Annotated in this window: 18 protein-coding genes; 10 read left to right on the plus strand and 8 right to left on the minus strand. The window is 57.0% G+C overall.

Annotation, left to right across the window (positions count from 1 at the left end):
* Positions 1-92: 92 nt before the first annotated feature.
* The 6 genes from glgP to asd all read right to left on the minus strand — a co-directional run bounded on the left by glgP (position 93) and on the right by asd (position 10814).
* Positions 93-2540, minus strand: a complete 2448-nt coding sequence (glgP, locus tag IM317_RS15060) for a glycogen phosphorylase (RefSeq protein WP_029740650.1) — start codon at positions 2538-2540, stop codon at positions 93-95.
* Between the two features lie 18 nt (positions 2541-2558).
* Positions 2559-3992: a glycogen synthase GlgA gene (gene glgA, locus IM317_RS15065; RefSeq protein WP_023309509.1), complete on the minus strand. Its 1434-nt coding sequence runs from the start codon at positions 3990-3992 to the stop codon at positions 2559-2561.
* Entirely contained in the window at positions 3992-5287 is a 1296-nt protein-coding gene (gene glgC / locus IM317_RS15070) for a glucose-1-phosphate adenylyltransferase (RefSeq protein ID WP_193362479.1), read from the minus strand. Before glgC ends, glgA begins: the two co-directional genes overlap by 1 nt.
* 17 nt (positions 5288-5304) lie before the next feature.
* On the minus strand, positions 5305-7278 hold the full coding sequence (glgX, locus tag IM317_RS15075) for a glycogen debranching protein GlgX (protein ID WP_033146833.1): 1974 nt from the start codon (positions 7276-7278) through the stop codon (positions 5305-5307).
* Positions 7275-9461, minus strand: coding sequence for a 1,4-alpha-glucan branching enzyme (gene glgB / locus IM317_RS15080; RefSeq protein WP_033147085.1), 2187 nt, complete (start codon positions 9459-9461; stop codon positions 7275-7277). Before glgB ends, glgX begins: the two co-directional genes overlap by 4 nt.
* A 249-nt stretch (positions 9462-9710) precedes the next feature.
* The gene (gene asd, locus IM317_RS15085; protein WP_033146834.1) at positions 9711-10814 is read right to left on the minus strand and encodes an aspartate-semialdehyde dehydrogenase; all 1104 of its coding nucleotides are present in this window, start codon (positions 10812-10814) and stop codon (positions 9711-9713) included.
* A gap of 179 nt (positions 10815-10993) precedes the next feature.
* On the opposite strand from asd, the gene yhgN reads away from it, so the two are divergent.
* Positions 10994-11587, plus strand: coding sequence for an NAAT family transporter YhgN (yhgN, locus tag IM317_RS15090; protein ID WP_003861574.1), 594 nt, complete (start codon positions 10994-10996; stop codon positions 11585-11587).
* Positions 11588-11740: 153 nt separating this feature from the next.
* Here yhgN and tusA read toward each other — a convergent pair whose 3' ends face one another.
* Positions 11741-11983 carry a sulfurtransferase TusA gene (gene tusA / locus IM317_RS15095; RefSeq protein ID WP_008503071.1) on the minus strand — a complete coding sequence of 81 codons (243 nt, stop codon included), beginning with the start codon at positions 11981-11983 and terminating at the stop codon, positions 11741-11743.
* A gap of 167 nt (positions 11984-12150) precedes the next feature.
* Between tusA and IM317_RS15100 the strand changes: the two genes are divergently transcribed.
* Entirely contained in the window at positions 12151-12816 is a 666-nt protein-coding gene (locus tag IM317_RS15100; RefSeq protein WP_033146835.1) for a 7-cyano-7-deazaguanine/7-aminomethyl-7-deazaguanine transporter, read from the plus strand.
* 72 nt (positions 12817-12888) lie between these two features.
* Positions 12889-13446 (plus strand): DcrB family lipoprotein, encoded by a 558-nt coding sequence (locus IM317_RS15105; RefSeq protein ID WP_023309515.1) that lies wholly within the window; start codon positions 12889-12891, stop codon positions 13444-13446.
* A gap of 4 nt (positions 13447-13450) precedes the next feature.
* On the opposite strand, the gene IM317_RS15110 is transcribed toward IM317_RS15105, so the two are convergent.
* Positions 13451-14668 (minus strand): MFS transporter, encoded by a 1218-nt coding sequence (locus IM317_RS15110; protein ID WP_033146836.1) that lies wholly within the window; start codon positions 14666-14668, stop codon positions 13451-13453.
* Between the two features lie 145 nt (positions 14669-14813).
* Here IM317_RS15110 and IM317_RS15115 point away from each other — a divergent pair, with 145 nt between their 5' ends.
* The 7 genes from IM317_RS15115 (at position 14814) to IM317_RS15145 (ending at position 19825) form a co-directional block, all read left to right on the plus strand.
* A complete protein-coding gene (locus IM317_RS15115; protein ID WP_032662225.1) occupies positions 14814-15863 on the plus strand; it encodes an AI-2E family transporter in 1050 nt (349 codons plus the stop codon).
* A gap of 337 nt (positions 15864-16200) precedes the next feature.
* Positions 16201-16590 (plus strand): hypothetical protein, encoded by a 390-nt coding sequence (locus IM317_RS15120; protein WP_023309518.1) that lies wholly within the window; start codon positions 16201-16203, stop codon positions 16588-16590.
* 69 nt (positions 16591-16659) lie between these two features.
* Positions 16660-17724, plus strand: coding sequence for a methyltransferase (locus IM317_RS15125; RefSeq protein ID WP_033146837.1), 1065 nt, complete (start codon positions 16660-16662; stop codon positions 17722-17724).
* A 66-nt stretch (positions 17725-17790) separates the two neighbouring features.
* Positions 17791-18513: a beta-ketoacyl synthase chain length factor gene (locus IM317_RS15130; protein WP_033146838.1), complete on the plus strand. Its 723-nt coding sequence runs from the start codon at positions 17791-17793 to the stop codon at positions 18511-18513.
* Complete coding sequence (locus IM317_RS15135) at positions 18510-19325, plus strand: 1-acyl-sn-glycerol-3-phosphate acyltransferase (protein WP_033146839.1); 816 nt, start codon at positions 18510-18512, stop codon at positions 19323-19325. Before IM317_RS15130 ends, IM317_RS15135 begins: the two co-directional genes overlap by 4 nt.
* Positions 19306-19563, plus strand: coding sequence for a phosphopantetheine-binding protein (locus IM317_RS15140; RefSeq protein WP_008503081.1), 258 nt, complete (start codon positions 19306-19308; stop codon positions 19561-19563). Before IM317_RS15135 ends, IM317_RS15140 begins: the two co-directional genes overlap by 20 nt.
* A gap of 10 nt (positions 19564-19573) precedes the next feature.
* Positions 19574-19825 carry an acyl carrier protein gene (locus tag IM317_RS15145; RefSeq protein ID WP_024908875.1) on the plus strand — a complete coding sequence of 84 codons (252 nt, stop codon included), beginning with the start codon at positions 19574-19576 and terminating at the stop codon, positions 19823-19825.
* Positions 19826-19827 lie beyond the last annotated feature (2 nt).

Consider the following 19827-nt stretch of genomic DNA (forward strand, 5'->3'; position numbering starts at 1 on the left):
GATCGGTGCGGGCTGATGCCCTCACCCTGACCCTCTCCCACAGAGAGAGGGAACAAACACTAAAAACGGCAACCGAGGTTGCCGTTTTGCTTTTACAACCTCACCGGATCAATATGCCAGATCGTCTCGGCATACTCCTTGATGGTCCTGTCGGACGAGAAATAGCCCATATTGGCGATGTTATACATCGCGGCGCTGGTCCACTTCTCCTGCTGACGGTACAGCTCGTCAACCTTATCCTGACAGTCCACGTAGCTGCGATAGTCCGCCAGCACCTGGTAGTGATCGCCAAAGTTAATCAGCGAATCGACCAGATCGCGATAGCGGCTCGGTTCATCCGGGCTAAACACGCCGGTCGCGATCTGCGTCAGCACCTGACGTAACTCTTCATCCTCTTCGTAATATTGACGCGGCGAGTAGCCTTTCCTGCGCAGCGCCTCCACCTCTTCCGTCGTATTACCGAAGATAAAGATATTTTCTTCGCCCACGTGCTCCAGCATCTCGACGTTCGCCCCGTCAAGCGTACCAATGGTCAGCGCGCCGTTGAGGGCAAACTTCATGTTACTGGTGCCGGATGCTTCCGTACCCGCCGTGGAAATCTGCTCAGAGAGATCCGCCGCCGGGATGATCATCTGCGCCAGGCTCACGCTGTAGTTCGGAATGAACACCACCTTCAGCTTGTCGCCAATGTCCGGATCCTGGTTGACTACCTTCGCCACGTCGTTGATGAGATGAATGATGTGCTTGGCCATGTAGTAGGCGGAGGCCGCCTTACCGGCGAAGATCTTCACGCGCGGCACCCATTCGGCCGTTGGATCGGCCTTAATGCGGTTGTAATGGGTGATCACGTGCAGCACGTTCATCAGCTGACGCTTGTATTCGTGGATGCGTTTGATCTGAACGTCAAACAGCGCTTTCGGGTTTGCCACCACGTTGAGGTGCATCGCCAGCCAGACCGCCAGACGCTTTTTGTTCAGCAGCTTGGCTTCGCGCACGGCTTTGTTCACCGTCGGGAAATCAATATGCTGTTCCAGCTCGCTCAGCTGGCTCAAGTCGGTACGCCAGGTACGGCCGATATTCTCGTCCAGCACCTCAGAGAGCGGCTGGTTGGCCAGCGCCAGCCAGCGGCGCGGCGTGACGCCGTTGGTCACGTTGCAGAACCGCGTCGGGAAGATTTTCGCGAAGTCCGCAAAAAGCGACTGCACCATCAGGTTCGAGTGGAGCTCGGACACGCCGTTGACCTTGTGGCTGATGACGACCGCCAGCCAGGCCATGCGCACGCGGCGCCCGTTCGATTCATCAATGATGGAAGCGCGGCTCAGCAGCCCGGTATCGTTCGGGTATTGCTCCTGCAGGGTCTTGAGGAAGTAGTCGTTAATCTCAAAGATAATCTGCAGATGGCGCGGCAGGATTTTACCGAGCATGTCTACCGGCCACGTTTCCAGCGCTTCGCTCATCAGCGTGTGGTTGGTGTAGGAGAATACCTGACAGGTCACTTCAAACGCGTCATCCCAGCTGAACTTATGCTCGTCGATCAGCAGACGCATCAGCTCCGGTATGGAAAGCACCGGGTGAGTGTCGTTAAGGTGGATCGCGGTTTTCTCCGCCAGGTTGGCGTAGGTTTTGTGCAGCTGATGGTGGCGGCTGAGGATATCCTGAATCGTCGAGGAGACGAGGAAATACTCCTGACGCAGGCGCAGCTCGCGACCGGAGTAGGTCGAGTCATCCGGGTACAGCACGCGGGACACGTTCTCGGAGTGGTTTTTGTCTTCCACCGCCGCAAAGTAGTCCCCCTGGTTGAATTTACCGAGGTTGATTTCGCTACTGGCCTGGGCGCTCCACAGGCGCAGCGTGTTGGTGGCATCGGTGTCATAGCCGGGGATAATCTGGTCGTAGGCCACGGCCAGGATCTCTTCCGTTTCTACCCAGCGGGATTTTTTGCCTTCCTGCTGGATACGTCCGCCAAAGCGCACCTTGTAGCGCGTATTGTGGCGCTTAAACTCCCACGGGTTGCCGTACTCCAGCCAGTAGTCCGGCGACTCTTTCTGGCGTCCGTCGACGATGTTCTGTTTGAACATACCGTAGTCGTAGCGAATACCGTAGCCGCGGCCCGGCAGCGCCAGCGTTGCCAGCGAGTCGAGGAAGCAGGCGGCGAGACGCCCCAGGCCGCCGTTGCCGAGGCCCGGGTCGTTCTCTTCGTCGATCAGCTCTTCTAAATCTAACCCCATCTCTTCGAGTGCGGTTTTGACGTCGTCATAAATACCGAGCGACAACAGCGCGTTGGACAGCGTGCGGCCAATCAAAAATTCCATCGACAGGTAGTAAACCTGACGCGTTTCCTGCGAGAGCTGGGCGCGGTTTGAGCGCAGCCAGCGTTCAACTAAGCGGTCACGCACCGCAAACAGGGTGGCGTTCAGCCACTCGTGCTTGTTGGCGATAACCGGATCTTTCCCGATGGTGAACATCAGCTTGTAGGCGATGGAGTGCTTTAACGCCTCAACGCTGAGCGTGGGTGAAGAGTAGCTAAATGGAGCGTTCATATCAGTAACTTCGCCTCGTTACATCAAGCGTTGATAGAGATCGCGGTATGACTGCGCCGCAACATGCCAGCTAAAGTCCATGGACATCGCCTGACGCTGAACGTAACGCCAGAGCGATGGACGGGACCACAAGACGAAAGCACGCCGAATCGCCCGAAGCAGCGACCAGGCATTACTGTCCTCAAAGACAAACCCGCTGGCGATACCGTCCGCCAGGTTTTCCAGAGAGCTATCGGATACGGTATCCGCCAGTCCGCCCGTGCGGCGCACCAGCGGCAGCGTGCCGTATTTCAGACCGTAAAGCTGCGTGAGGCCGCAGGGTTCGAAACGGCTCGGCACCAGGATGACGTCCGCGCCGCCCATGATGCGGTGCGAGAACGCTTCGTGGTAGCCAATCTGCACGCCCACCTGCCCCGGATGTTCCGCCGCGGCGGCAAGGAAGCCTTCCTGCAGCACCGGGTCGCCCGCGCCGAGCAGCGCCAGCTGTCCGCCCTGCTCCAGTAAACCGGGCAACGCCTCCAGCACCAGATCCAGCCCTTTCTGGCTGGTCAGGCGGCTGACCACCGCGAACAGCGGCACTTTATCGTTAACCTTCAGGCCCATTGCAATCTGCAGCTGGCGTTTGTTCTCCGCTTTGTCTTCCACGGAATCACGGCCATAGCGCGCCGCCAGCAGGAGATCGGTTTCCGGGCTCCAGATCTGTTCATCCACGCCGTTCAGAATGCCCGACAGGCGGCCTTCGCGGTGGCGCTGTTGCAGCAACCCTTCCATGCCGTAGCCAAACTCCGGCTGGGTGATCTCACGCGCGTAGGTTGGGCTCACGGCGGTAATATGATCGGCGTAATACAGCCCGGCTTTCAGGAACGAGATCTGCCCGTTAAATTCCAGCCCGTGCATGTTATAGAACGATAATGGCAGATCGATTTCACTCATGTGATGGGCATAGTACATCCCCTGATACGCCAGGTTATGCACGGTAAAGACCGATTTCGCCGGATGGCCGCGCGCCGCGAGATACGCCGGGGCAAGCCCGGCGTGCCAGTCGTGCGCGTGCACCACATCCGGGCGCCAGAACGGATCCAGCCCCGTCGCCATTTCTGCCCCGACCCAGCCGAGCAGCGCAAAGCGCAGCACGTTATCGGTGTAGGCGAACAGGTTCGTATCGTGATACGGGCTGCCCGGTCGATCGTATAAGTGCGGCGCGTCGATCAGGTAAATCCCTACGCCATTGTAATGTCCAAACAGCAGGGTGATGCGTCCGGCGAAGGTCTCACGGCGGGTCACCACTTTTGCATCGGGAATACCGCGCCGGATATCCGGAAAGGCGGGCAGCAGGACTCGGGTATCCACGCCTCCGGCGATTTGCGCCGCCGGTAATGCACCCAGAACATCTGCCAGACCGCCCGTTTTTAACAACGGGAACATCTCAGAACATACATGTAAAACCTGCATCATCGCTCCTGTTTGATCTGCAGCTTCCGCAACATTTCCCGTGTGACTAACACGATCCCCTCTTCCGAACGATAGAAACGACGCGCGTCTTCTTCCGCGTTCTCACCAATCACCATCCCTTCTGGAATGACGCAGGCACGATCGATAACGCAGCGACGCAGACGGCACGAGCGCCCTACCCAGACATCAGGCAGCAAGACTGCCGAATCGATATTACAGAATGAATTTATTCGCACGCGGGGGAACAGCACCGACTGCACCACCACCGAGCCTGAAATAATGCACCCGCCGGACACCAGCGAGTTCAGCGTCATACCGTGGCTGCCGGAGCGGTCCTGCACGAATTTGGCCGGCGGCAGCGATTCCATATGGGTACGAATCGGCCAGTTCTGGTCGTACATATCCAGCTCAGGCGTGACCGACGCCAGGTCGAGGTTCGCTTTCCAGTACGCTTCCAGAGTTCCCACATCGCGCCAGTAAGGTTCCGCATTGGGGTCGGACTGCACGCAGGACAGCGGGAAAGGATGTGCATAGGCCATGCCAGCTTTAGTGATTTTCGGAATGATGTCTTTACCGAAGTCGTGGCTGGAGTTTTCGTCTTTGTCATCGTCTTCCAGCAGCTCATAAAGATAATCTGCATCAAAGACATAAATCCCCATGCTGGCGAGCGATTTGGTGTCATCGCCGGGCATGGTTGGCGGGTTCGCCGGCTTTTCAACAAAGTCGATAATTTTGTCGTCGGCATCCACGTGCATCACGCCAAACGCCGTCGCTTCAGCAACGGGCACAGGCAGACACGCTACGGTGCAGCGCGCCCCTTTTTCGACGTGGTCGATGAGCATGTGGGAATAATCTTGCTTGTAGATATGGTCCCCGGCGAGGATCACGATGTAATCCGCGTTATAGCGGCGAATGATGTCGAGGTTCTGCGTCACTGCATCCGCCGTTCCGCGGTACCAGTTCTCACCGTGGACGCGTTGCTGAGCGGGAAGGAGATCGACAAACTCGTTCATCTCTTCGCTGAAGAATGACCAGCCGCGCTGGATATGCTGAACCAGCGTGTGCGACTGATACTGCGTAATGACGCCAATACGGCGAATGCCCGAGTTCAGGCAGTTGGAGAGCGCAAAGTCGATGATACGGAACTTACCACCAAAGTGAACGGCCGGTTTCGCGCGCTTGATGGTCAAATCTTTCAGACGGGTACCACGTCCACCCGCAAGTATCAGGGCAACCGTTTTTAATGGTAGCAGGCGCGCCAACATTAAGGGATCGTTCTTCTCTAATCTAACCATGACTAACTCCTTTTTTATCATCTTTGGAATACGCACACTCCGTGCGCAGGCCCGTGCCAGACAGCCATTACTACCGGATTATCCGCTCCGGCAAAGGGGGGAACAGCTCGCCATTCCCCTTCAGGTAAAACAATCTCTGCGACGTCATCCGTCGCGTTCAGCGTGACCAGCCATTTATCCGACAGCAGGATTTGCAGGCGTGGTACGCCGTGTTGCCACTCTTGCGCGCTTAACGGTTGCGCGTCTTGATTCAACCAGCGAACGTTGCCGTCACCCTCTTCCCACCAGCGGTCGGCGGTCAGCGCGGGGATCTGCTGGCGAAGATGGATCAGCGCAGCGGTAAAATGAATCAGCCCGCTGTTGGCTTCACCCCAGTCGAGCCAGGTTAACGTGTTGTCCTGGCAATACGCATTGTTGTTACCGTGCTGGCTGTGGCCGTGTTCATCGCCTGCCAGCAGCATCGGCGTGCCCTGCGACAATAAAAGCGTTGTCAGCAAAGCGTGAACGCTGGCGCGTCGCCGCTCGATGACGTCCAGGCTACCGCCTAACCCTTCTATACCATGATTAAAGCTATGGTTATTGTTAGTGCCATCGCGATTCTCTTCGCCGTTTGCCTCATTGTGTTTCTGATTGAAACAAACGCAGTCCCTGAGCGTAAAACCGTCGTGTGCCGTCAACAGATTGACGGTGGCCGACGGGCGTTTGCCGTCGCGCTTAAAGAGATCGCTTGAAGCGGCAAAGCGTCCGGCGAACTCCCCCAGCGACAGATTCCGTTCCAGCCAGAAGCGGCGCGCGGCATCGCGGTAGTGATCGTTCCACTCGGCAAACAGCGGCGGGAAATTCCCGACCTGATAACCGCCTTCCCCGATGTCCCACGGCTCGGCAATGAGCTTCACCTGCGAGAGCACCGGACAGTTTTTTATCGCCTCAAACAGCGGCGCCTGCTGGCTGAACGCTGGCGTGCGCCCCATCACGGGCGCCAGATCGAAACGAAAACCGTCGACGTGGAACGTCTCCACCCAGTATTTCAGGCATTCATAAGCAAAATGCGTGACCGCCGGATGGCTGAGGTTGAGCGTGTTACCGCAGCCGGTCCAGTTCTCATAATCGCCATCCTGCCTGATCCAATAATAGCTACGGTTATCAATTCCGCGCATGGAGAGCGTCGGACCGTCGAGATCGCTTTCAGCACTGTGGTTGAGCACGACGTCCAGAATGACCTCAATGCCCGCCGTATGGAGCGCCTTCACCGCATCGCGAAACTCGTCACGCGCCTTTTCCGGATGGGCGGCATAGCGTGGCTCAAGCGCGAACATCGCCAGCGGGTTGTAGCCCCAGTAGTTGCTTAGCCCCAGCCGCTGCAGGCGCGGCTCGCTGGCGAAATGGGCCACGGGCAACAGTTCCAGCGCGGTGATGCCGAGGTGTTTCAGGTAGGCAATCATGGTGGGATGCCCGAGCGCCTTATAGGTGCCGCGCATCTCTTTGGGGATCGACGGGTGCAGGTACGTCAGCCCTTTGACGTGGGCTTCATAAATAACGGTATTGCCCCACGGCGTCTGCGGCGGGGCATCGTCTTCCCAGTCATAAAGATCGTTTACCACCACGCTTTTTGGCGCGACGGGCGCGCTGTCGCGGTGTTCGGGCTCGCCGTAGCCCACGTGGAACAGCGGGTCGTCTTTAAATTCGCCGTCCACGCGGTGCGAGCACGGGTCAATCAACAGCTTCGCCGGGTTAAACCAGTGCCCCTGCGCCGGATCCCACGGACCATGTACGCGAAAGCCATAGTGCATGCCTGGCCGTCCTCCGGCCAGGTAGCCGTGCCAGGTATCCCCCGTGCGCTCGGGTAAATCGTAACGGTGTTCGTTACCTTCCCCATCAAACACGCACAGTTCTACCCGCTCAGCGTGAGCGGAAAAGAGGGTGAAATTGACACCCTTTCCGTCAAAACACGCGCCGAGCGGTTCGGGTTTACCTGCCGTAAGCTGCGTCATTCGCCCTCCCGCATCAGCCAGATGGTGCCAAGCGGCGGCAGCGTCAGGCTCAGGGAGTTGGGTCGCCCGTGACTTTCGATGGCATCGCTCTGGACCAGCCCGCCGTTACCGGCGTTGCTGCCGTGATAGTGCATCGAGTCGGTATTCAGGATCTCGCGCCATTTGCCCGGCTGGTTAATGCCGAAGCGGTAATGTTCGCGCGGCACCGGCGTGAAGTTGCTGGCGACGATGATTTCGTTACCCGCTTTGTCACGACGCACAAAGACAAACACCGAGCGCTCGTGGTCGTCCACCACCAGCCACTCAAAGCCGTACGGATCGAAGTCGAGCTCGTGCAGCGCTTTGTGGTGGCGGTAGGTCAGGTTCAGGTCGCGCACCAGACGCTGCACCCCGTGGTGCCAGTTGTCGCCGCCTTCCAGCAGGTGCCAGTCGAGGCTGGCGTCGTGGTTCCACTCGCGTCCCTGGGCGAACTCATTGCCCATAAACAGCAGTTTCTTGCCCGGAAAGGCAAACATCCAGCCGTAGTAGGCGCGCAGGTTGGCAAACTTCTGCCACGCGTCGCCCGGCATGCGGTCGAGAATGGATTTTTTGCCGTGCACCACTTCATCGTGCGACAGCGGCAGCATGAAGTTTTCGGTGTAGTTGTAGAGCATCCCGAACGTCAGCTTATCGTGATGATACTTACGGTGAACCGGATCCAGCTTCATGTAGTCGAGCGTGTCGTGCATCCAGCCCAGGTTCCACTTATACCAGAACCCCAGGCCGCCTGATGACGGCGGACGGGAGACGCCCGCAAAGTCGGTCGACTCTTCCGCCATGGTCACGGCACCGTCCACCTGTTCGCCGATAATGCGGTTGGTATTGCGCAGGAATTCAATCGCTTCCAGGTTTTCACGGCCGCCAAACTCGTTCGGGATCCACTCGCCCTCTTTGCGGCTGTAGTCGCGGTAGATCATCGACGCCACCGCATCGACGCGCAGGGCATCAATGCCAAACCGCTCGATCCAGTACAGGGCATTCCCGACCAGATAGTTTGCGACCTCACGGCGACCGTAGTTGTAGATCAGCGTGTTCCAGTCCTGGTGATAGCCTTCGCGCGGGTCGCTGTGCTCGTACAGCTTCGTGCCGTCAAACTCTGCCAGCGCGAAATCATCCGCAGGGAAATGTCCCGGCACCCAGTCGAGGATCACGTTCAGCCCGGCGGCGTGCGCGGCATCAATGAAATAGCGGAAGTCATCGCGCGTGCCGAAGCGGCGCGTTGGCGCATACAGCCCGGTAGGCTGATAGCCCCAGCTGCCGTCGAACGGGTGCTCGTTAACCGGCAGCAGCTCAAGGTGGGTAAAGCCCATCCATTTGGCGTAGGGCACCAGCTGGTCGGCAAGCTCACGGTAGCTCAGCCAGAAGTTGTTATCGGTATGGCGACGCCAGGAGCCAAGGTGTACCTCATAGACGGAGATCGGCGCATCAAAGCGGTTGGCCTGTTTGCGCTCCTCCGTCTGGACGACCTTCTCCGGCAGGCCGCAAATCAGCGACGCGGTATCCGGGCGCATCTGCGCTTCGAAGGCATACGGGTCGGCTTTGATGCGCAGCTTGCCGTTGGCGTCGATCATCTCGAATTTATAAAGCTGCCCGGGGTGCGCTCCGGGGATAAACAGCTCCCAGATGCCGCTTTCCCGGCGCAGGCGCATCGGGTGGCGGCGACCGTCCCAGTAGTTGAACTGGCCGACAACGGAGACGCGCTGGGCGTTAGGCGCCCACACGGAGAATCGCGTGCCGGTAATGCCGTCCATGGTATCGGCATGGGCACCCAAGGTTTCATAAGGGCGAAGATGCGTTCCTTCGGAGAGCAGCCAGGCGTCCATCTCTTTAAGCAGCGGGCCAAAGCTGTAAGGATCGTCAATCAGGTTTTGCTGACCGTGCCAGAGAACGGCGAGCTGATAGCGAAAAGGGTTTTTACGGCGGGGCATCACGCCCGAGAAGAAGCCACGGGAATCGAGGCATTCAAGATTACCGACCTTGCGGCCGGTTTTGGGTTCAATCACCCAGACTTCTGTGGCATCCGGTAACAGTGCCCGAACTTCAAGGCCATCCTCAGTTTGATGCATCCCAAGCACAGAAAAGGGGTCAGCAAAATGACCCGCAATAAGCGCATTAATCACGTCTCTATCCACACGATCGGACATGGTATTCATCCTGTTTTTTATGTCGTCCTTTTTAAGCGCTCCGGGACGACTTTTAATGTGACCTGAACGGGACAGCACAAAAATGTGCATCCATTCTGCTCCGTTCGAACCTCAGGTAAGAAATGACTCTTCCTTAAAGCATAGCCAACGCTTTAGATGACTCCTGATAAAAAATAAGACATACGCGTGTTACTCCATGTAGTACGCAAAAAAAAGGGGTGAAAATCACCCCCGGTAGTTAACAAATTATTACGCCAGCTGGCGCAGCATGCGGCGCAGCGGCTCGGCGGCGCCCCACAGGAGCTGGTCGCCGACGGTGAACGCGGAGAGGTACTCCGGCCCCATGTTCAGCTTGCGCAGACGGCCAACCGGCGTGGTCAGCGTGCCGGTAACGGCAGCCGGGGTCAGCTCGCGCATGGTGATATCGCGATCGTTTGGCACCACTTTCGCCCACGGGTTGTGCGCGGCCAGCAGCTCTTCCACGGTCGGAATAGACACATCTTTTTTCAGTTTAATGGTGAAGGCCTGGCTGTGGCAGCGCAGCGCGCCGATACGCACGCACAGACCGTCAACCGGAATGGTGTTCGCGGTCGCGAGGATTTTATTGGTCTCAGCCTGGCCCTTCCACTCTTCGCGGGTCTGGCCGTTATCCAGCTGTTTGTCGATCCATGGGATCAGACCACCGGCCAGCGGTACGCCGAAGTTGTCCACCGGCAGCTCGCCGCTGCGGGTCAGCTGAGTGACCTTACGTTCTATATCGAGGATCGCGGACGCCGGGTTTGCCAGCTCGGTTGCGACGCTCTGGTGCAGCTGGCCCATCTGGGTCAGCAGCTCGCGCATGTGACGCGCGCCGCCGCCGGACGCCGCCTGGTAGGTCGCCACGGAGACCCACTCAACCAGATCCTGCGCGAACAGGCCGCCGAGGGACATCAGCATCAGGCTGACGGTGCAGTTACCGCCGACAAAGGTTTTCACGCCGTTGTTCAGGCCGTCGGTGATGACGCCCTGGTTCACCGGGTCGAGAATGATGATGGCATCGTCTTTCATACGCAGCGAAGAGGCCGCGTCAATCCAGTAGCCCTGCCAGCCGCTTTCACGCAGCTTTGGATAGATTTCGTTGGTATAATCGCCGCCCTGGCACGTCACAATAATGTCGAGTGCCTTCAGCGCTTCCAGATCGTAAGCATCCTGCAACGTGCCTGTGGTACCACCAAAGGACGGAGCAGCCTGGCCGAGCTGGGAAGTGGAGAAGAAGACCGGGCGGATAGCGTCGAAATCGCGCTCTTCAACCATGCGTTGCATGAGTACAGAGCCGACCATACCGCGCCAGCCGATAAAACCAACGTTTTTCATAGCATTTTTTTCCTGCTGAGGGTGTGTGCTGATTGTGCAAGCCAGTATTGAACTGGGATATGCTTCACATTACAAAATGCTGCCAAAGTCGCAAGCGAAATTAATCGATGATTGCCCGGCAATCAGAAAAAGCGCTAATCATCGGAATAACACTACTAAGTATCAGGGATAATTTAAAGATGAGTGAAATCATTTCCGCGGCGGTTTTATTGATCCTGATTATGGATCCACTGGGAAATCTGCCTATCTTCATGTCGGTGCTGAAGCACACCGAGCCGAAGCGCCGCCGGGCGATCATGATCCGCGAGCTGCTCATCGCCCTGCTGGTGATGTTTATCTTCCTCTTTGCCGGTGAAAAAATTCTCGCGTTCCTGAACCTGCGCGCCGAAACCGTGTCGATTTCCGGCGGGATTATTCTGTTCCTGATTGCCATTAAGATGATTTTCCCAAGCGCGGAAGGCAGCAGCAGCGGCCTGCCCGCGGGTGAAGAGCCGTTTATCGTGCCGCTGGCGATTCCACTCGTCGCCGGGCCGACCATTCTGGCGACGCTGATGCTGCTGTCGCATCAGTATCCGAACCAGATGAGCCATCTGGTGATTGCCCTGCTGATCGCCTGGGGCGGGACGTTTATTATCCTGCTGCAGTCGTCGCTGTTCCTGCGCCTGCTGGGTGAGAAAGGGGTGAACGCGCTGGAACGCCTGATGGGGCTGATTCTGGTGATGATGGCAACGCAGATGTTCCTGGACGGGATCCGCGCGTGGATGAAAGGCTAGGTAAATGCAAAACGGCAATCAAAGATTGCCGTTTTTAGTGTTTGCACCCTCTCCCCGTGGGAGAGGGCCGGGGTGAGGGCATCAGGCCGCAGAGGACACATATTCGTCGGGTGGCGGCTTCGCCTTACCCGACCTACAGCAACGCCAGCCCATCTACCCCTTACGAATCAAATACCGGTACGGCAGCGCCTCGGTCTGCTGTGCCACCAGCTCATGCTCCATAAAGGTACAAAAGCCGGGAATATCGCGGGTCGTGGCCGGGTCGTCGGCAATAATCAACAGCGTTTCACCGGTCTGCATGTTGCGCACGGTTTTGCGTACCATCATTACCGGTTCCGGGCAGCGAAGGCCCTGGGCATCAAGAGTGTGGTCTGGGCTGGAAAACAGGTCGGTCATGGTCTTCTCGGTCTGGTAAAAACGGCTGTAGTTTACGCCCGGTTGCGATCAATGCAAACCAGGTTAACGATTGCGTAAAAACTAACCATTGCAATGTCCTGCCAAAGCAGTATCATGCTGCGGTTTTTATTGGGTTCCCTCACCCCAACGTATAAAAAGGTCACAATATGACGTCGTTTTCTGAATCACAGCGCGTAAAAGCGTTGTTCTGGCTTTCGCTTTTCCATTTGCTGGTGATCACCTCCAGCAACTATCTGGTGCAGCTCCCAATCTCCATCTTTGGTTTTCATACCACCTGGGGCGCATTCAGCTTCCCGTTTATTTTCCTCGCGACGGATTTGACCGTGCGTATCTTTGGCGCATCGCTGGCTCGCCGTATTATTTTTTCGGTCATGCTCCCGGCGCTGTTCATCTCGTACGTGGTTTCGTCACTGTTTTATATGGGAAGCTGGCAGGGCTTTGAGGCGTTAACCCACTTCAACCTGTTTGTTGCCCGTATCGCCGCGGCAAGCTTTATGGCCTACGCGCTGGGGCAGATCCTCGACGTGCATGTGTTTAACCGCCTGCGTCAAAATCATCGCTGGTGGATGGCGCCAACCGCCTCCACGCTGTTCGGTAACGTGAGCGATACGCTGGCCTTCTTCTTCATCGCCTTCTGGCGCAGCCCGGATGCGTTCATGGCCGAACACTGGATGGAAATCGCGCTGGTGGACTACTGCTTCAAGGTCCTTATCAGCATTGTGTTCTTCCTGCCGATGTACGGCGTGCTGCTCAATATGCTGCTGAAAAGGCTGGCAGATAAATCTGAAATCACGGCATTGCAGGCTGGTTAAGGGTTCGCTTTATCAGTTGTGATAAGATGAGCGAATGAGCCGTTATGGCCGTTTATCGAAAGGAAGAAGTCAATGCGCAATCTGGTTAAATATGTCGGGATTGGCCTGCTGGTTGTGGGTCTTGCAGCCTGTGATAACAGCGACACGAAAACGCCTGCTCAGGGCGCATCCGCAGAGAGCAACGCGACCGGCCAGCCGGTGAATCTGATGGATGGCAAACTCAGCTTCTCTCTGCCAGCCGATATGACCGATCAGAGCGGCAAGCTGGGCACCCAGGCGAATAACATGCACGTTTACTCCGACGCAACCGGGCAGAAAGCGGTCATTGTGATTGTGGGCGACGACACCAGCGAAGACCTGGCCGTCCTGTCCAAACGTCTGGAAGATCAGCAGCGCGGCCGCGATCCTCAGCTGCAGGTCGTGACCAATAAATCCATCGAGCTGAAAGGCCACACGCTGCAACAGCTCGACAGCATCATCTCCGCAAAAGGCCAGACCGCATACTCTTCTGTGGTGCTGGGCAAGGTCGATAACAAACTGCTGACCCTGCAGATCACCCTGCCAGCCGAAGATCAGCAGAAAGCGCAGACGGCTGCTGAAAACATCATTAACACCATCGTGATCCAGTAACGCTTCACGACGATGACGTGGCCTCCGGTGCCTGCACCGGGGGCCATTTTTTTAGCCGCCACGTCAGCAGCAGCGCAATCACCACCAGACCCGCCGCGGCAAGATAGATCACCGGAACCCCTGCCCAGGCCATCACCAGCCCCGCCAGCGGGCCGGTAATGCCTAAAGACATATCCATAAACACCGTATAGGTCGCCAGCGCCGCCCCCTGATTCTGCTGCGGCACGGCTTTTACCGCCACCACGCCCAGCGCCGGGAAGACCAGGGAAAAGCCAGCCCCCGCGAGGAATACGCCCACTTTCGCGACCCAGGGCACCATCGCAATTCCGGTCAGCAGCAGCCCGATAATCTCTATCGCAAAGCAGATCATCGCCACATTCAGCCCGCCAAGACGGTTGATGCCGTTAGGGAAAAGCAGGCGGGCGCCAACAAACGCACAGCTAAACAGGGTTAACGCAAAGGCTGCGCCGTCCCAGCCTTTGGCGTCGTAGAACAGGGTAATGAAGGTCGCAATCACGCCGAAGCCGGTGGTCGCCAGCGCCAGCGCCATGCCGTACGGCCAGACGCGCCCCAGCACCGCCCGAAACGGCAGCGGCTTGCCTTTGCTGGCCTTCACTTTCGGACGCGGCAGCGCAAAGAGGATTGCCAGCAGCGCGACCGCCATAATGGTGATGGAAAGCCCATACAGCCCGCCAGGCGCATAGCAGGCCACGCCGAGCGGCGCCCCGAGCGCCATCGCACCGTAGGTGACAATCCCGTTCCAGGAGATCACCCGGCCAATGTGCGGCGCGCCTACCACCCCCACGCCCCACAGCGTCGAGCCGGTTCCCGCCAGACTTTGCCCAATGCCCAGAATGACGCGGCCCAGGCAGAGCAGCGCCAGGCTGACCAGCGGCCAGTGGCCGGTTGCGGCAGCCAGCAGGTAGCTCAGGCCACTGAGGAAACAGCCGCACAGTCCCACCACCACGATGCTTTTTGGACCGAACGCGTCCGCGTAGCGCCCGGCATGCGGGCGGCTGAGGAGCGTGGCGAAATATTGCAGGCTAATCACCAGCCCCGCCCAGAAGGCGCTGAAGCCCATCACGTCATGGACATAGCCCGGCAGGACCGCCAGCGGCAGGCCAATGGTCAGATAGCTGGCAAAGTTGAAAATAACAACGGAAACGATGCGCAGATTGAGGCGCAGTCCGCTCAGTGCCGGTTCAGCGGCAGGTTCGGGCATGGGGTTCTACCTGGATTTTTTACAACAGTGTTTCACTATTACCACGGCGCAATAAGAAAATCAGCCCCGACTTTCAGATTAACGGTGCCAGACGAAGCGAAGCCCGGGCACTACACTTATCGGGTCATCATATTAAGGAACACGCATGATCGCTAACCCGTCCGACAAAGCAGGACTCCACATCTTATTAAAACTCGCCTGTCTGGTGGTTATCCTTGCGGGTATCCATGCTGCCGCTGACATTATTGTTCAGCTCCTGCTGGCGCTCTTTTTTGCCATCGTGCTTAATCCTCTGGTCACCTGGTTTTTACGCCGGGGCGTCAGCCGTCCGGTAGCCATCACCATCGTGGTTATTGTCATGCTGATTGGACTGACGGCGCTCTTCGGCGTGCTGGCGGCATCGCTGAGCGAATTCTCCACCATGCTGCCGCAGTACAACAAAGAGCTGACGCGTAAAATTGTCGCGCTGCAGGAGATGGTGCCATTCCTCAATCTGCATATCTCACCCGAACGGATGCTGCGCAGGATGGACTCCGAGAAGGTCATGACCTACGCCACCACCTTGATGACGGGGCTTTCCGGCGCGATGGCCAGCATTCTGCTGCTGGTCATGACCGTTGTGTTTATGCTGTTCGAAGTTCGCCACGTCCCCTATAAGCTGCGCTTTGCGCTGAACAATCCGCAAATTCACATTGCCGGATTACACCGGGCCCTGAAGGGCGTCTCCAAATATCTGGCGCTGAAAACGCTCCTGAGCGTCTGGACCGGGGTGATTGTCTGGCTGGGGCTGATGCTGATGGACGTGCAGTTCGCGCTGATGTGGGGCGTGCTGGCCTTTCTGCTGAACTACGTGCCCAATATTGGCGCGGTGCTTTCCGCCGTGCCGCCGATGATTCAGGCGTTTCTGTTTAACGGTTTCTACGAATGCATGCTGGTCGGCGCGCTGTTCCTCGTCGTGCATATGGTGCTGGGCAATATTCTTGAACCGCGCATGATGGGACACCGTCTGGGCATGTCGACGCTGGTGGTGTTTTTATCCTTACTGGTTTGGGGATGGCTGCTGGGCCCGGTCGGTATGCTGCTGTCGGTCCCCCTGACCAGCGTATGTAAAATCTGGATGGAAACCACCAAAGGCGGCAGCAAGCTGGCGATCCTGCTCGGGCCGGGGAGGCCGAAAAGCCGGTTACCCGGCTAACCGACCTACCTGTACAGGTAGGTTTAAACCGTCAGTAATACACCGTAAATTACCGCGTCCCTAATCCGTCGCGGTATTTTTATTTGCGTTAAGGCGATACTCATTCTGTTTTTAATTACGCCGCGCGCATAACGTTGAAACGCAACTCATGATTTAACGCAAATTATAAAAAATGAAATTCTTATTTATTTTCCATGTTATTATGCCCGTCTTCGCGTCAACGTAATGTAAACATTAATATTGATTAAAAAATACACCCAGCGATAACAAAAAGCCGGATGAATATTATTTGTAAAAAACACTACCTTTAATTGTTATTATTGATATGGAGTTGTTGATGAAAAAGATCGTTAAATGGTGTGCTGCTGCCGTATTCGTTGGCGCACTGGCAGGCTGTGCGCGCACCGCCCCAATTGCTCAGGTTCACTCTATTGTAAGCGCGGGCCATACTGCCGATCAGGTAAAAACGGCAATTTTGAAAGCAGGCCAAAAACGCGACTGGATCATGACGGAAACCGGCCCGGGAATGATTAAGGGGCGTCTGCAGTCACGCGATCACTCCGTCCAGGTAAGTATTCCGTACACGGCCACAAGCTATTCAATCAACTATGAAAACAGCCTTAACCTGAAAGCGGCAGACGGTAAAATTCACAAAAATTATAACCGTTGGGTAAATAACCTCGACCACGATATTCAGCTGAACCTCTCCGCTGGCGCCGCGCTGTAATATTTTTCTAAAGTCGGGCCGCGTATGGCCCGATAACCTCTTTTTATTAGCCTTAAAGGTTACGCAGGAATGTACGAAAAGGACACACTCAGCGCACTGGATGCCATTACCGAAGCGCAACGCATCGCCTTTGCCCCGATGTTATTCCAGACTGCGCTTTGTCTGCGTAACTCAGGCGTTCTCGCCTGGCTCGATAAACAAGGTAAAGCGGGGGCAAGCCTCGACGAAATAACCGAACACAGCACGCTCGGCAGCTATGGCGTCAGCGTACTGCTGGATATGGGATTAAGCGGTCGAATTGTTACCCAACAGAATGGACGTTATTTCCTGGCGAAAGTGGGCCATTTTTTACTGCACGACGAAATGACCCGCGTAAATATGGATTTCACCCAGGACGTTTGTTATCAGGGGCTATTTCACCTGGCGGACGCCCTGCAGGAGGAAAAACCTGCCGGATTAGCCGTGTTTGGCAACTGGCCAACCATCTACCCGGCGTTATCCCAATTACCTGCTCCGGCGAAAGAGAGCTGGTTCGCCTTCGATCATTACTATTCTGACGCCGCTTTTGACGCTGCGTTGCCATATATATTCGCAAGCTCGCCGACAAACTTGTACGATGTGGGCGGAAATACGGGTAAATGGTCGTTACGCTGCTGCCGCTATGACGAAAATGTTGCCGTGACGATCCTCGATCTGCCGCAGCAGATAGCGCTGGCGCAGGAAAACATCGCAAAAGCAGGTTTTTCTCATCGTATTGCATTCCATGCTGTCGATATGCTTAGCCCAGCAACATTGCCGGGTGACGCCGACGTCTGGTGGATGAGCCAGTTCCTGGATTGTTTCTCTCCGGATCAGATTGTCGCCATGCTGACGCGCGTCGCACAGGCCATGAAGCCAGGCGCACGTTTGTGCATCATGGAGCTTTTCTGGGATGCTCAGAAATTTGAAGCAGCCTCTTTCAGCCTGAATGCCACCTCGCTCTATTTCACCTGTATGGCGAATGGCAATAGCCGGTTTTACAGCGTAGAGAAGTTCTATCGCTACCTGGAGAGCGCAGGTTTCAGCGTTGAACAGCGGCTGGACAACCTTGGGGTCGGTCATACCCTGCTGATATGCACCAAACGTGAACAATAGAGCAGCTTAGCTGCCGGGTGGCCCAGTCTGCCCTTTGAATACGGTTTTTTTCGCGGACGCGCGTAGATGAAATTTTCACTGAACATTATCGACTGGCAGGCGAGAGCGCCAGGACTCAGCGATGCCACAGAGTGGCAGGCATGGGCGCGCCTGCAGCTGGCCGTTGACCCAGCGGCCCCGCTTCCCCGCCTGACCGCTTTACCCATGATGACCGCGCGCCGCCTCAATTCAGGCAGTAAGCTGGCGGTGGATATTGGTCTGGCCATGCTGCAAAACCACGCCATTGATGCCGTCGTCTATTCCAGCCGCCACGGCGAGCTGGAGCGCAACTACCGTATTCTGCATGCTCTGGCGACCGGGCAGTCCGTTTCACCCACCGACTTCGCGATGTCCGTGCACAATTCCGCGGTGGGCAATCTCACGATCACCGCACGCCAGGCCATCGTCTCGTCATCCATTTCTGCCGGGCTGGACACCTTCCAGCAGGCCCTATGTGAAGTGCTGAGCCTGCTGCATGCGGGCTATTCCCGCGTCCTGCTGGTCGATTTTGACGGCGCGCTGCCGGAATTTTACCATCCGGCGCTACCGCCGCAGATGCCCACCTGGCCCTACGCGCTGGCGCTGGTGATTGAATCCGGCAACGGATTGCAGTGTGAAACCCGCAGCGGCAGCACGGGTGAAGAACCCGCCCTGCCGCAAAGCCTGATGTTCCTGCAGCGCTATCTCAGCGAGGAACGTCAGTTTGCGGTGCCCGGCGAACGTTTGCTGTGGCAATGGACGCGCGCATGAATCGCCTGGCTGCCCGTATCAACTGGTTATGGCGTCTGGTGATGACCGGCTTCTGCTTCGCGCTGTTTGGCGTGGGCGGGCTGCTGCTATCGCTGGTCTGGTTCAACCTGCTGCTGATCGTCCAGCGCGACCGCGCCAGCCGTCGCCGCCTGGCGCGTCGCAGCATTGCGGCCAGCTTCCGCTTCTTCCTGACCGTGGCGCGCGGCCTCGGCGTACTGGACTATCGCATTCACAATCTTGACGCGCTGCGCAGCGATCGGGGTTGTCTGGTGGTGGCTAACCACCCCACGTTAATAGACTACGTGATTCTGGCGTCGGTGATGCCCGAAACCGACTGCCTGGTGAAAAGCGCGCTGCTGCGCAATCCCTTTGTCAGCGGCGTCATCCGCGCGGCGGATTACCTGATTAACAGCGAAGCCGAGCCCCTGCTCGCGGCCAGCCAGCAGCGTCTGGCTCAGGGCGACACGCTGTTAATCTTCCCGGAAGGCACGCGTACCCGGTTTGGCGAGGCTATCTCCCTCCAGCGCGGCGCGGCAAATATCGCCGTGCGCTGTAACAGCGATCTGCGGGTGGTGCTGATCCACTGTAGCGAACACCTGCTGGATAAAAAAAGCCACTGGTATGATGTACCGCCAGAAAAACCTGTTTTCACCGTGGATGTCCGCGACCGCGTGAACATCGACGAATTTTACGATGCAAATGAACAAGAACCGGCGCTGGCGGCAAGGCAGTTAAACCGGCATCTGCAGCATCGATTAACATCAGGCCTTCAATCTTTGTCAGGAATTAATGATGCAAGCGCTTTATCTTGAAATTAAGAATCTCATAATCACCACGCTGAATCTGGACGAGCTTACCGCAGAGGATATTGATACCGATGCCGCGCTGTTTGGCGATGGGCTGGGTCTGGACTCCATTGACGCGCTGGAACTGGGTCTGGCCGTGAAAAACCAGTATGGCGTGGTGCTTTCTGCCGAAAGCGAAGAGATGCGCCAGCACTTCTTTTCCGTCGCCACGCTGGCGTCCTTTATCAACGCTCAACGCGCCTGAGATGTGAACAATGACTGAACAAGAAACCATTTATCAGGAAGTCTGCGGCCTTCTGACCAAGCTCTTTGAAATCGACCCACAGGACATTACGCCCGAAGCCCGTCTTTACGAAGACCTGGAGCTGGACAGCATTGATGCGGTGGACATGATTGTTCATCTGCAGAAGAAAACGGGCAAGAAAATCAAGCCGGAAACCTTCAAGTCGGTTCGTACCGTTCAGGATGTGGTAGACGCCGTCGAACAGCTTCTGCGCGAAGAGTAAGA

The sequence above is a fragment of the Enterobacter cloacae complex sp. S3 genome (genome assembly GCF_014930495.1).
Taxonomy (GTDB): domain Bacteria; phylum Pseudomonadota; class Gammaproteobacteria; order Enterobacterales; family Enterobacteriaceae; genus Enterobacter; species Enterobacter asburiae_B.